Source organism: Segatella bryantii, from assembly GCF_022024215.1.
Lineage (GTDB): Bacteria > Bacteroidota > Bacteroidia > Bacteroidales > Bacteroidaceae > Prevotella > Prevotella bryantii.
Map to the genome: position 1 here is coordinate 110,333 of NZ_CP091797.1, position 15,325 is coordinate 125,657.

Here is a 15,325-nt window from a genome sequence, read left to right on the forward strand (position 1 = left end):
TGCGAATATGAGCGTAAAATGGGGGACTCTTCACGGAGCCCCCCATTATTTTTTCCTGTTTATTCTTTATTTCTGATGTTCTCGGATATAGTCTCTAGGACTCATACCGTACATACTCTTAAACATAGTAGAGAATGACGCCAAATTACTGAATCCACAGGCATACATCACTTCAGTTACGTTATGGCCAGGTTCTCTTAGAAGTCTAGCAGCCTGACGGATACGTGTATTGCGGATAAATCCGTGTGGAGTTTGGTTAGTGAGTTCTTTCATCTTGCGATAGAGATGAACTCGACTTAAACCTACTTTTTCGGCCAGCATATCAACATTCAAGTCACTGTTAGTAAGGTTCTTGTTAATTTCCTCGACAATCATCTCTATGAGACGATCATCGGCAGAGTTGAGCTTTAACTGTTTTAGTTTTTCTTCTTGAGTCTCTTGTCCGCCCAGTTTGTTCATGAGAGTACGACGCTGACGAATCAGGTTGAAAACTTGACTCTTTAACAAGTCGATATTAAAAGGTTTTACCATGTAGGCATCAGCACCAGTATCGATACCCTTCAATTTATCTTCATCGCTATTCTTGGCAGTAAGCAGAATGATAGGGATAGCATTCGTATTGGTATTATCACGCAGACGTTTGCAGAGGGTAATACCATCCATTACAGGCATCATGACATCACTGATGATAAGTTGAGGCTGCTGACGAATAGCTGCAGAAAGTGCGTCTTTTCCGTTGGCAAAAGTGCTTACATCAAATTCCCTGCGAAACTGTTCTTTCAGATAAGTAGCGATTTCAAAATCATCTTCGACGACAAATATCGATATTTTCTGTACTTCATTTTCTTGTTTAGTATTGTTGTCTGATTCGATAGGTTTTGTCGTATTTGATTTTTCATTTGCAGAAGCGTTTGTATCAGTTGTGGAGTTGCTGGTTGGCAGAATGATATTGGCATCATCGTCCATTTTGTTGGCATGAACGGCTACTTGTATTGCAGGAATATCCCAAATCGTATTTATATTATCGGTATTCTCTAATACTTCTGCGCTTTCATACGTTTCGCTTTCTGTATCTTGAGTATCATTAATCAGTTCAGCTTCGCTCAAATGTTCTTTGCCAAGTGGCAACGTGATGTTAAATTCGCATCCTTTGCCGTCTGCATTGTTATGAACGCTGATGGTTCCATAATGCAATTCTACGAGTGATCGGGTAAGATCGAGACCTATACCTGTACCAATCTTGCGGTCATTGCTTTTTACATTAGCCTGGTAGAAGCGATCGAAGATATGTTTAATCTGATCATCAGGAATTCGTTCACCATTGTCATAGAAGGCAATCTCTGCCTCCTTATCGTTGTGGGTAAGTCTAATTTCAATCTTACCGCCAGCATAGGTATATTTAAAGGCATTTGAGATGATATTAACCAAAACCTTATCAAAATTGTTGCGGTCTATCCACATATATAGCTGTTCTGAATCGTGCTCAAAACTAAAGTCGATATTCTGCATCTTAGCTTGTTCGATAAAGAGCGCATATACATCAGAGATAAACTTCACCATATCCGTTTTGCGCATATTCATAGCCATGAGTCCGCGGTCAATTTTACGTAAGTCCATAATCTGGTTAATCAGATGGAGAATACGTACCGCATTTTTTTGAATAGTGCGATAAGTAGCATGGCGTGATGGGTCAGTATCACTCTGTAATAATTGTTGCAGAGGACTGATAATCAGTGTCATAGGAGTTCGTATATCGTGACTGATATTAATAAAACTCTTGAGGCGAGACTCGTTAAGTTCTTCTTGATGCTTGTTTTCTTCGATAAGTTTCTCCTCATGTAGTTTACGTTGACGGTACTTGTGATATACTTTCAAGAGACAGAGTAGAATGATCAGATAACCGAAATAGGCCCAGTTACTGCGATACCAAGGGGCATTTACCTCGATGGTAAATTCTCGAATCGGTGTAGATTTGTCGTTAAGACAAGCTTTCACACGGATATGATAAGTTCCTGGAGAAAGATGATTAAAGGCGAGTTCATTGCTACCATGGCTTAATTCTACCCAATCTTCGTTGTTGATACTGTAGAGATATACAATGTTATCTGGTTCATCGTAGGTGAGAGTGGATAGGTGAATGGCGAAAGAATTGTCTTCGTAGTTAAATTCAAATTCCGTGTCATCAGGATTCACGCTTTGCTCGTTGTTACCGATAGAGATGGTAGAAACCTTGATCGTAGCATTCCATGGTTGTTGCTTAATACTATCTACGTGAAACCAGGTAACTCCGCCTGAACCACCAAGATAGATGGTCTTACGATCAGGTGTGATATATGATGCCTGATTAGAGAACTCGTTGCCCTGCAGTACTTTATCAGAGTAATAGTATTTGGTTTTGCCAGTCTTCGGATGCATACAACAGAGACCATGGTCGGTTGTAATCCATAAGTTGCCATGATAGTCTTGTTCCATGCTGGCTACACCATTATCAGGGAGTCCATCGTCGATGGTAAGTACTTTTTTCTTACGAGTTTTCAGATTATAGATATATAGACCTACATTAGTACCCATGTATACATTTCCGTCTTTGTCTTCGCGTATAAAGCGAGAGAAGATGTCATAATCAGGACAGTTGGTACCTAGGGCAGAAGTCCAACTTTTCTTCTTTTTGTCGTATATAGCCAAACCAGTAGAGGTAGCTGTATATACATATTGGTTATTATGTGATACAGCCAGACCACTGATATAATCATTTATCAGACAGTTGAGCTGTTTATTTTCCTTAGCTCTAATGTTTGATTTGAATTGTTTTTTCTGCTTAGTGTCAGGGTTGTAGCATATTAGTCCCTGTCCGCTTGTCCCTATCCATATATTACCTTCTTGATCGCTATCTAAGCCGAAAATGCTGATATTATCACCAATATTTAGGTTGACAGCATGCCAGATGCCACCTTCGTCGATATAGCCCAATCCTTGTTGATAACTACCAATCCAGATACGATGTTTCGCATCTTCATGCATGATAATGATCGTGCCTGGCACATTGGTGTAATGCTTGATAAGATGCATCTGTGAATCGAGTTGGTATAGATGATCCTTATCTGTCCCTACCCATACGTGGTGTTTGCTATCTACAAGTATAGCGCTTATACAGTTGAAACCGATAACATTTTTAGGACCAAGTTTCTGGCCCATATAGCAGAATTCGTTGGGACGGCAAGGCGACATAAATACACCTTTCTGGAAAAGACCGAGCCAGATATTATGGTTATGATCTTCTAGGATAGAGTATACTTTAGTTTGGTTTAGATAGATATCTTTACAATAATAGGGATTCGATAAGAGTAAATCGTGTTTAGGCTGATAGATATAGACTCCGGCACCATCGGTACCGATGAAGATTTCACCTTTTTGGTTCACATTCAGGTCGGATATTGGCAGATTACCTACAGCCTTTACCTGATGGAAATCATGTTCATTTGGTCTTTTTAGCCATAAGCCTTGATCATGAAGCGAAACCCAAACATTGCCTAATTTGTCACATATGACATCGCTCAGGGCCGATCTCTGGTTAGAAGACTTAAAATATTGTTGTTTTATTTGGTTATTTCGAATAACAAAGAGCCCCTTTGTAGTTGTAGCTACCCAGAGGTTTTTCTGATTATCTTCAGCAAAGTGGAGGGGATAATTCAGTCTTTTGTCGTGATTGATAATTTCAGCTTTGTCATTGTCAAGCAATTGCATAATGCCAAAGCCTGAAGAAGCAGCGATAACTTTACCGTTGCTGAGTTGTAAAATATCTGTAATGTATGTATGTATCGGTTTACCAAAGCGATCGTAGAGTTCATAGGTTATGAATTTGCCATCTTTATAGCGTTGTACGGTAGTGTTGCCACCGATATAAAGATTGCCTTCTCGATCTTGATCGATACAGTTGATATAGTTACTTTCTATACCACTATCGTTAATACCTTTTTTGAAAGTTTTAAATTGGTATCCGTCGTAACGCATCAAACCATTACGGGTAGCAATCCAAATAAATCCGTCGCGATCCTGAAATATCTCATTCACGTAACTATTACATAACATATCATCTGTTGTGAAAATTCGTCCAACTTGGGCATGGAGCGCCAAGCTCATCCAGAGTAGTATAGTTGATACTAGGTATTTCATGTTAGTTAGGTTTTTTTTAAGTCCTTTTACTCATGAGGTTTATTTATGTTGCAAATATAAGCTTTATTTTCGAGAAAGTACCATTTTTTGCTGTTTTTCTGCGCTTATGTAACGTAATACAAAGTTTTTGTTACTTCAAAAAAAATATTCTAAAGTATTAGACACATTATACAAAATAAGTTTCGTAGAATAGTTTTATTTTTGCAGTGTTAATGTTTAATGAGATGTATCTTCTGTTCTCATGCGATTATCAATCTTTTGATTTGTTATTATGAAAAATAAAAACCGTATTCTGAAGTATCTTATGTTAGCCTTGGGGCTATTACCTTCATCGGCTATGGCACAAGCTGATCCTAATTTTTATATTTACCTCTGTTTTGGCCAGTCGAATATGGAGGGTAATGCCAAAATTCAGCCTCAAGATTTGCTATCTATAGATTCTCGCTTTCAGATGATGGCAGCTGTAGACAATCCTGCGATGAATCGCAAAATGGGGGAATGGTCGGTAGCAGTCCCTCCGTTGTGTCGTCCGAATACGGGTTTGACTCCTGTTGATTATTTTGGTCGTACTCTTGTAAAATATCTTCCTAATAATATTAAGGTTGGTGTTATTCATGTTGCTATCGGAGGTTGTAAGATAGAAGCATACATGACTGATTCTATTGGGAATTATGTCAAGACGGCTCCCGACTGGATGGTACCAATGCTTGCTGCTTATGATAATAATCCTTATCAGCGTATCGTTACGCTGGCCCGTAAAGCGCAAAAGCAGGGTGTAATTAAAGGTATCCTTCTGCATCAAGGAGAAAGTAATTGTGGACAGGAGGATTGGCCGGTTAAGGTAAAATCTGTATATGATCATCTTTTGAAGGACTTGTCTCTAAAAGCAGAAGATGTGCCTTTGTTAGCAGGTGAGGTGGTACGAGCTAATGGAGGAGGACGATGTATCTCGATGAATCCGATTATCAATCGTTTGCCTGAAGTTATTCCGACAGCCCATGTCATTTCTTCCGAAGGATGTTCTAATGCAAGTGATTCTCTACACTTTGATGCAGCCGGTTATCGTATGTTAGGTAAACGGTACGCGTATGAGATGCTTCACCTGATGGGGCATGATGTGGTTGTCAAGAATCCGATGCTATGGGCAGATGTTCCTGATCCTGATGTAATTCGTGTCGGTGAATACTATTATTTAGTAAGCACAACGATGCATCTTATGCCAGGTGCACCTGTGATGCGTTCTAAAGATTTTCAAAACTGGGAAACCGTAAGCTTTGATAAGTTGACTGATTCTCCAAAATATAATATGGAGAAAGGTACGGTGTATGGTCGAGGTCAATGGGCTACTTCTCTGAAATATCATAAAGGTAAATTCTATGCACTCTTTGCTCCTAATGATAATCCTGGTGGTGATACCTATTTATATAGTGCAGATAAAGCCGAAGGAGAATGGAAATTGGTGAGTCGTATGAAGCATTTCCATGATGCATCGCTTTTTTTCGATGATGATGATCGTGTATATGTGGTTTATGGTACCGGTCAAATCTGTGAATTGAAGAGTGATTTAAGTGGTGTTATTCCAGGTACAGATCGTATTCTCTTTAAGCGTGAAGCTGATGAAACGGGACTCCTTGAAGGAAGTCGAATGGTAAAGCATGACGGCAAGTATTATCTTACCATGATATCTTGGCCTGCTGGTAAGGCTCGCCATCAGGTATGCTATCGTATGGACAGTCTGAATGGACCTTTGGAGAAAAAAACAATACTACTTAGTTCTTTTGGCGGATTCCCATACGTAGGGCAGGGTACTATCGTAGATGGTACTGATGGTAACTGGTATGGTATTATATTTCAGGATCGTGGTGGAGTAGGACGTGTTCTTACATGTATGCCATGTCGATGGATAGATGGTTGGCCAATGCTTGGCGATGAGAATGGTCATGTACCTACTTATATGGTAAAGCCTGTGCTTGGTGAAGCTGTTAAAACCATTTATGCTTCAGATGAATTTGAAGGTTCTGAGCTGAACAAAGCGTGGCAGTGGAATCATAACCCTATTGATCATGCCTGGAAGGTTGGTAATGGTAAACTTACGCTCAAAGTGGCTCGCATAGCTCATTCTATTTATGATGCACCAAATACTATAAGTCAGCGTACTATGGGTCCTAAGAGTAGTGTATCTGTGCAAGTTGATGTGAAGCATTTGAAGAAAGGTGATTATGCCGGTCTGGCTGTCTTCAATGATGATGGTGCTTTACTTCAGATAGAAAAGACGGCTTTGGGTTATCGCTTGAGTCAGAAAACTACTTCTGTACAGTTGGGCCAGAAAGATAAGGAGATTCAGGATTATAAAGAAGAAAGTCATGGTCAACTTGAATTTGTTAAGGATAACATATGGTTGAAGATTAATGCAGATTTCCGACCTGGTAAGGATATTGCGACATTTGAGTATAGTTTGGATGGTAAGACGTGGAAGACAATTGGTCTACCTTTCAAGATGGGGTATGATTATCGTCGCTTCTTTATGGGTGCCCGTTTTGCCTTATTCAACTATGGCACAAAGGTCAAGGGCGGTAAAGCTGAATTTAAGCATTTCTGTTATAACGTAAAGGATATGCGATAAATATATATGTTTTGTTTATATTAGTAGGGTAACTTAGAAAATCTTATATTAAAACCGACTTGTGGCGTCTCTGATTCTTTTATGAGTTAGGGACGTCTTTTTTTTCTGAATTTAGTTGATATGAACCGTCTGTGGTTTTTGCTTATTTAGAGTTGATATACCAGAATGTATCAGATATGTAAATTTTGAAGCATGTTATATCTGATAGATAATCAACATATTTATCTCTTTACTTTTGGTTGATTTGAAAACGCTTGGCAGAAACATAGTGTTTGTGCTGTGAAAACATAGTGTTTATACGATGGAAACATAGTGTTTAGACTGTAATAACATCATGTTAGTCAGTTCAAGTGTATGTCTTTACCCATTATTAGCTATGTTTTTTCACAGACACACATACCTGTTATTGTGTTTTTTTACCATCAATAGTGTTACATATGATAAAGTTTATGTAACGTAGCCAAAAGTATTTAACATATTTTGCACAAAAATACGTCATGCAAACACTTTGGAACATAGTACAAAATACACTTAACCTTATTATACTATTTTTGCGCTAATTATTAATGTGTTTTAATAAATGAACCTAAACTTAATAATCGAATGAAGAAAGTAAACAGACTTCTGCAGACTACTCTTTTCTCTGCAGTTCTTGTGTCAGCACCTTTACAGGTTATGGCACAACAGACTACAGTGAAGGGTTCCGTGTCTGATTCGAAAGGTGAACCGTTGATTGGTGTTACTGTCATGATGAAGGGACATACTAACATTGCAACAGTCACCGACATGGATGGTAACTTCGTTCTTTCTGTTCCTAACCCTAAAGCAGTGCTTGAATTCTCTTACGTAGGTATGCAGAATGCAAAGGTAGAACTGAAAGGTCGTCAGACCATCAAGTTAACAATGCACGACGATGAGCATACTATGGATGAGGTCATCGTAGTAGGTTATGGCCAGCAGAAAAAAGCTTCTGTTGTCGGCTCTATTACTCAGACGAGTGGTAAGACATTGGAGCGTGCGGGTGGTGTTAGCTCTATTGGTGCTGCTTTGACAGGTAACCTTCCTGGTGTAGTAACGATGAGTAGTACAGGTATGCCAGGTGAAGAAGATCCAAAAATCGTTATCCGTGGTGTTTCTTCTTGGAACAATTCAGAACCTTTAGTCTTGGTAGATGGTATCGAACGACCAATGAATAGCGTGGACATCAGTTCTGTACAGAATGTATCTGTATTGAAGGATGCTTCTGCTACTGCTGTTTACGGTGTGCGTGGTGCTAATGGTGTTATCCTTATTACTACTAAACGTGGTCAAGAGGGTAGAGCTAAGATTGAAGTAGGTATGAACATGACGCTTAAAACTGCTTCAAAGTTACCTGGTACTCTCCATAGTGCCGATGCGCTTACTATTCGTAATCAGGCTGCTCAGCAGGAATTGGGTCTAAAGCCTGAATCTTGGGGCAAGGTGCTTCCTCTCGATTTTATCGATAATTATCGTAATGGTGTAGATCCTGAGCGTTATCCAGATGTAGACTGGCAGAGTGAAGTGTTTAAATCTACTGCTATGGCTTACAATCCACACATTAATGTAAGTGGTGGTACTAAGTATGTTAAGTATTTTGCAGCTGTAGATTATTTGCATGAAGGTGACCTCTTTAGAGAGTGGGATAACAATCGTGGTTATCAGGCTGGTTATGGTTATAACCGTATCAATGTTCGTAGTAACCTCGATTTTAAGTTGACTAAGACCACTCAGTTAGCGATGAATCTTTCTGGTAGCCATGGTGTACGTAAGGGTCCTTGGGGTACAGCTACAGGTTCTTTCGGTGAGTCTCAGTTATGGCAGGCTGCTTATAGTGCTCCTCGCGATGCATTCCAGCCTCGTTATAGCGATGGTACTTGGGGTTATTATCCTGCCGATTCTCAGGGTGCTCCTAACTCTATCCTTAACTTGGCTCTCTCTGGTGTGGAAAAGCATACGACTACTCGTATCAATACAGACTTCACTTTGAATCAGGATTTGAGTTTCATTACGAAGGGCTTGCGTTTCTCTGCACAAATAGCTTGGGATAACGTTTTCCAGGAGGATGGTCGTGGTATCAATGACTTGTATCACAATGCTCAGATGAAGTGGATTAACCCAGAAACAGGAGCTGTATCTTATAAGGAACAGCAGAATGGTTTGACCAACTTCGATTTCCAGGAGGGTATTCTTTGGACTACTGCGGGTGGTGCTGTCAGCAACTGGTTAACACAGCGTAACCTGAATTATAAGGGTCAGTTGTTTTATGCTAACAAGTTTGGCAAGCACGATGTGTCTGCCATGGGTGTATTCGAGCGTTCAGAGCGTTCTGTAGGTAGTGAGTTTACTCATTATCGTGAAAACTGGGCTTTCCGTACTACCTATAATTATGACAGCCGTTATTTCTTGGAGTTGAATGCAGCTTATAATGGTTCAGAGCAATATGGTCCTGACTATCGTTTTGATTTCTTCAAGTCTGGTGCTGCTGGTTATACCATTAGCGAGGAAAAATTCTTCAAGCCATTGCGCAAGGTGGTTGATATGTTGAAATTCCGCTATAGCTATGGTGAGGTCGGTGATGATGGTGCAAACCTCGGCCGCTGGTTGTATGCTACACAGTGGCAAATCCAAGGCGGTGATCCTGGTCATGGTAAGGCTCAGTTGAGTATCGATGATACAGAGAGTCATTATCAGGTATATAAAGAGGCTAAACTCGGTAACCCTAATATTCACTGGGAGAAATCTACGAAGCAAAACTTTGGTATCGATTATGGCTTCTTCGGTGGTTTGGTTACAGGTAATATCGACTTCTTCGTTGATAATCGTAAAGACGTATTGATTCCTGGTAATAGACGTGCTATCCCAACTTACTTCGGTGCAAGTGCTCCTGCAGCTAACTTGGGTAAGGTGCGTTGTACTGGTTATGAAATCGAACTTCGTCTAAACAAGAACTTTGGTGCTCATCATGTCTACGGAAACTTCAGTATGACTCATGCTACCAATAAGGTTCTTAGTTACGATGATCCTAAGCTCTATCCAGCATACAAGAAGACTCAGGGCTTTGCTATCGGACAGGATCATGCTAACCTTACCAGTGGCTTTGCCAAGACTTGGGACGATGTTATCGGTATTACACAGTATAATACCAACGATAATCAGAAGATGCCAGGTCAGTATGATGTACTCGACTATAATGCTGATGGTGTTATCGATGATAATGACTCTGCACCTTATGGTTATACAGGTACTCCACAGAATACTTATAATGCGATGATTGGTTGGACCTGGAAAGGTTTCGACGTTTACGTACAGTTCTATGGTGTAACCAATGTTAGTCGTTATGTAGGTTTCAACTCATTAAATAAGAACCTGAATACAGTATTTGATGAAGGTTCATTCTGGACCAAGTACAATCAGGATGCTGATGCACCAATGCCACGTCTGAACTCTACACCAAGTTTCTACGAAGGTACACGCTTCCACTACGATGGTAGTTTCGTTCGTCTTAAGAATGCACAGATCAGCTATACCTTCACCCAGCCATGGGTAAAGAATTTGGGTCTTACTAGTATTCAGCTCTATCTGAACGGTAACAACCTCTGGGTATGGAGCCGTATGCCAGATGACCGTGAAAGCAACTACGCAGGTACTGGTCTTGCTTCTCAGGGTGCTTATCCTACAGTTAAGCGTTTCAACCTGGGACTTAAAATTAACTTGTAATAATACGAATAATGAAAAAGTTAAACCAATATATCGTTGTCATGTACAGCTCTCTGCTTGTAACAGCAGGTATGACCAGTTGTACATCCTATCTTGATAAAGCTCCAGATAGTGATATCTCAGAAACTGAAGCTTTCAAGGACTTCACTAACTTTGAGGGATTTACCGAAGAACTTTATAACTGTATCCCTGAGTTTGAGAAGGGTTACTGGACAAACTCTTGGAACTGGGGTGAAGATGAAATCCAGAATGTAGGTATCGACTACCACATGGTATATAAGATTGACCAGGGTGACTTCTGGGGATGGCAGAGCAGCCATGATGGTTGGCAGAGTGGTTTCATGGATCGTAATTCTTTCGATACGAATGGTGACCGTTTTGCTCATTCTCTCGTTCCTGGTTGCTGGTATGGTATCCGTAAAGCTAACCTCGGTTTGGCTAATATTGACTACTTTGTAGGTACCGAAGAAGAGAAAAATCTCTTGTTGGGTCAGCTTTATTTCTTCCGTGGCTGGTTCCATTTCCAGTTGATGAAATACTTTGGCGGCATGCCTTATATCGATCGAGTTTTGCCTGCTGATGAGGAATTCCATGAGCCACGTTTGGCTTATAATGTGTGTGCTGATAAAGCTGCTGCAGATTTCCGCAAGGCTGCTGATCTGCTCCCTATTGACTGGGATAATACTAAGGTAGGTTCTAACAGTAAGGGTAAAAACCAGTTGCGTGTTACCAAGATTGCAGCTTTGGCTTATTTAGGCAAAGACTTGCTTTATGCAGGTAGCCCATTGATGAATAAGACCGTTACGGGTAATGCATCATATAATAAGGAGTATTGTCAGAAGGCAGCTGATGCTTTTGGTGAATTGCTCGCTTTGGTAGAAAGTGGTGCTACTCAGTTTGGTCTGCTTAATTTTAAGGAGTATAGCAATAACTTCTATACCATGGGTCAAGATGGTAAGGTTCCTGGTCAGAGTGTAGACGGTACCGTGACAGAGGCGATCTTCCGTGGTCCTGATTATGGCGACTTCAACGGTACAAACTGGGGTTTGAGTAAGCAGTTCTTTGCTTGTAATGCCGATATGAATGATGGTGGTGTACTTACTTTGCCAACAGCCAACTATGTTAACTATTATGGTATGGCTAATGGTCTTCCACTTGATGACCCAGAATCTGGTTTTGATAAGACTCATCCTTGGAAGGGTCGTGACCCACGTTTCTACAATGATATCCGTTTTGACGGTGAGAAGCTGATTAAGGGTGATATTTCTCAGGAATCAGATGCAGCTTCTAAGGCTGCTATCGCTGCAAATCCAATGAATTCTATTCGTTATGCAGACTTGCAGACTGGTGGTCGTTGGAGAAACGAAGAAAAGGGTAGCCGTACAGGTTATTTGCTTTATAAGTTTATCGACAATAGCTGTAACAAGGTAGACCAGGGTTATGGTTGGGCTCAGCATTTCAATATCCATTTACCATGGATGCGCTTGAGCGATGTATACCTTATGTATGCCGAGGCAGTAGCTGAAGCTACCGGTAATCCTAATGCTTCTGATAAGGCTCCTCTTACTGCTATCCAGGCTGTCAATAAAGTTCGTGAGCGTGCTGGTGTTGCAGATCTGGCTGCCAAGAATACAGCTACATTAGACAAGTTTATGAGTGAACTTCGTCGTGAGCGTGCAGTAGAACTCTCTTGGGAGGGTCACCGCTTCAACGACCTTCGTCGCTGGTTGCTCCTTGATAAGGCTCCTTATAATATCAAGACTTCTCAAGAGTTCGAACGCGTAAAATGTGATCCAGAACATCCAGAGAACAACGAAGTATCAGGATTCAAGGAGAAGACTATCCTTGTACGTAACTTCACAGAGAAGCATTACTGGTTACCACTTAAGATCAGTGATTGCAGCATTTATCCAGAGTTCAAACAGAACCCAGGATGGTAAATCAAACTTTATCTAACAATACAACTTCAATATTACAATACTAATGAAGCAACCTAAAAAATATACGAAATCTGTTATGGCTTTTTCACTGGCAGCTATAGCTTCAGTTTCAGCTAACGCTCAGACCGTTGCTGATACTGCTGAGGTTAAAGTAGCTTTCGGTTCCAAAGCTAAATCAGAACTGCTGGGTGGTATTTCTGCTGTTGATATGAAAGATCTGACCCAGAAAAACTATAATACGTATAGTCTGGATGCTCTTCAGGCTTATGCCGGTGGCTATAACGGACAGCTCTGGAATATGGGCGAAGCACTGATACTGGTAGACGGTGTTCCTCGTGATGCCAATAATGTAAACCCTTCTGAGATAGATCAGATAACTTTCCTGAAGTCAGCTTCTGCTGTCGTCCTCTATGGCTCTCGCGCAGCTAAGGGTGCTGTACTTATTACTACAAAGCGTGGACATGCTGATGGCTTGAAGGTAAGTGTACGTGGTAACGTCAGCTTGTTTACTCCTAAGGAGTATCCTACTTTCCTTGGTGCAGCTCAGTATATGAGTCTTTATAATGAGTCTTTGGTTAATGATGGTGATAAACCAGCGTTTACCGATACAGATATCTACAACTTTGCTTCTGGCCGAAATCCTTATCGTTATCATAGCAATGATTTCTTCTCTAAGGATTATCTGAAAAAGAGTTATACTCGTTACGAGGGTCAGGCTGAATTCGAAGGTGGTGGCAAGTATGCTCACTTCTATGCTCAGGTAGGTTTTTATCATCAGGGCGACCTAATCAACTTTGGTGAGGGTAAAGACAATCATACTAACCGTTTGAACTTCCGTGGTAATATCGACCTACGTCTGAACGATTGGATTACGGGTTGGGTTAACTCTTCTGCAAGTTTCTATGATCTCCGTGGCGACCGTTCTAATTATTGGTCAAAGTCAGCAACATTGCGTCCTACATCTAAGAATGCACTGTCACCATTGCTCCCTATCAGCATGATGAATCCTGATGTTGTTGACATGATGAAGATGATTCGTAACAGTAGTAATGTTATCGACGGACAGTATCTTATTGGAGGTACGCTAACTGACCAGTCTAACCCATTTGCTGATATGTATGCTGCTGGTTATAATACTTATACAAGCCGTCAGTTGCAGTTTGATGCTGGTATTAAGTTCGATCTCAATAAGGTACTCAAGGGCTTGAGCTTTACTACTCAGGTAGCTATCGACTATAACACGAGCTACAATGCTAGTATCCAGAATGAATATGCTTACTATATTCCTACATGGTCTAATCAGAATGGTTACGATGAGATCATCTCTTTGGAAAAGAAAATGATTGATAAGTTTACGGCTAATCAGAACGTGAGCGACAGTCATGATAAGCAGACTATCTTCTTCTCTGGTCAGTTCGATTGGGCTCGTCAGTTCAACCAGCATGCTGTAGGTGCTACTTTGTTGGCTCATGCTTATCAGCTCAGCAATGATGGAGAATATCACCATACCAGCAATGCTAACTTAGGCTTGAACTTGAATTATAACTATGCTCATCGCTATTATGCTGATTTAAGTATGGCTGCTGTACACTCAGCCAAGTTGGCTGAAGGTCATCGTGGTGCAATCTCTCCAGTAGGAACATTGGGTTGGCGCTTAAGCGAGGAAAAATTCATGGAAGGAACTAAGGGCTGGTTAGACGATTTGAAATTGACGGCTTCTTATGGTGTAGTGAATGAAGACCTCGATCTCGAAAAATACTATATGTATGATGATATCTTCACCGCAACAGGTACATGGTGGGGATGGTCTGAGAGTGCTAATGCCATGCAGACATCTGATTCTCAGCGTGGTGAGAATGTAGATCTCGGCTTTATCAAGCGTAAAGAGTTCCGCTTCGGTCTCGATGCTAGCTTTGGTAAAGGTCTGGTTAAGCTTAATGCTAACTACTTCAATGTGAAGTTTGATGGTTTGGTTATTACTCCAGAAGCTAACTTCCCAAGTTACTATCATACATACTGGCCAGTTTCTACCTTCTTGCCTAACTATAACTACAACATCCAGAATCGTAGTGGTTTCGACTTTACTGTAGACTTCCACAAAAATCTTGGTGAAGTTGACTTGCAGGCAGGTGTAACAGGCATGTATGTTACTAATAAGAATAGTCGTGTAAGTGAGTTGGTAGAATACGATTGGCAGAAATCAGAGGGAGCTCGTATCGATGCTATCCGTGGCTATCAGTGCTTAGGCTTCTTCGCTGATGAAGCTGATATTGCAGCAAATGCTACTGTTAACGACAAGACCAAGCCTGGTGACTTAAAATATAAAGACCAGAATAAAGATGGTAAGATTGACAGCAAAGACCGTGTGGTATTAGGTCACTGGAATCCAGACTTCTATCTTGGCTTCCACTTCACAGCTAAGTATAAAGGCTTTACATTCTTCATGAACTGGACAGGCGACTTTGGCGGTATGGGTCTGAAGAACAACGAATATGCATGGTGCTATGGCGAGCGCAAGTACAGTGATATGGCACTCGGTCGTTGGACTCCAGAAACAGCAAACTCTGCTACTTACCCACGTCTTACAGCTTCTAATAACGACTTGAGTTTCGTTGATTCAGACTTCTGGACATACAAGACAAGTGCACTTCGTCTGAACAAGGTACAGTTCACCTATGATTTCCCTGCCAATATGTTTGCTGGTAAGTGGATCAATGGCTTGAGTGTGTATGTTAGTGGTAATAGCCTGCTTACTATCGCTAAAGAGCGTAAGTATATGGAAACTAGCGTAGGCTCAGCACCTCAGACACGTTCATACAACTTAGGTGTAAAAGTTAATTTCTAATGCGAA

General features: G+C 40.8%; 5 protein-coding genes. 4 read left to right on the forward strand and 1 reads right to left on the reverse strand.

What is annotated here, in order from left to right; genetic code table 11:
- Positions 1-66 precede the first annotated feature (66 nt).
- Complete coding sequence (locus L6471_RS00355; RefSeq protein ID WP_237796985.1) at positions 67-4,173, reverse strand: hybrid sensor histidine kinase/response regulator transcription factor; 4,107 nt, start codon at positions 4,171-4,173, stop codon at positions 67-69.
- Positions 4,174-4,444: 271 nt separating this feature from the next.
- Here L6471_RS00355 and L6471_RS00360 point away from each other — a divergent pair, with 271 nt between their 5' ends.
- The 4 genes from L6471_RS00360 (at position 4,445) to L6471_RS00375 (ending at position 15,319) form a co-directional block, all read left to right on the forward strand.
- Positions 4,445-6,796, forward strand: coding sequence for a family 43 glycosylhydrolase (locus tag L6471_RS00360; protein ID WP_237796986.1), 2,352 nt, complete (start codon positions 4,445-4,447; stop codon positions 6,794-6,796).
- Between the two features lie 603 nt (positions 6,797-7,399).
- Positions 7,400-10,534 (forward strand): SusC/RagA family TonB-linked outer membrane protein, encoded by a 3,135-nt coding sequence (locus L6471_RS00365; RefSeq protein ID WP_094448656.1) that lies wholly within the window; start codon positions 7,400-7,402, stop codon positions 10,532-10,534.
- 11 nt (positions 10,535-10,545) lie between these two features.
- Positions 10,546-12,474, forward strand: coding sequence for a RagB/SusD family nutrient uptake outer membrane protein (locus L6471_RS00370; protein ID WP_173652146.1), 1,929 nt, complete (start codon positions 10,546-10,548; stop codon positions 12,472-12,474).
- A gap of 43 nt (positions 12,475-12,517) precedes the next feature.
- Positions 12,518-15,319: a SusC/RagA family TonB-linked outer membrane protein gene (locus tag L6471_RS00375; RefSeq protein WP_237796987.1), complete on the forward strand. Its 2,802-nt coding sequence runs from the start codon at positions 12,518-12,520 to the stop codon at positions 15,317-15,319.
- Positions 15,320-15,325: the final 6 nt, after the last annotated feature.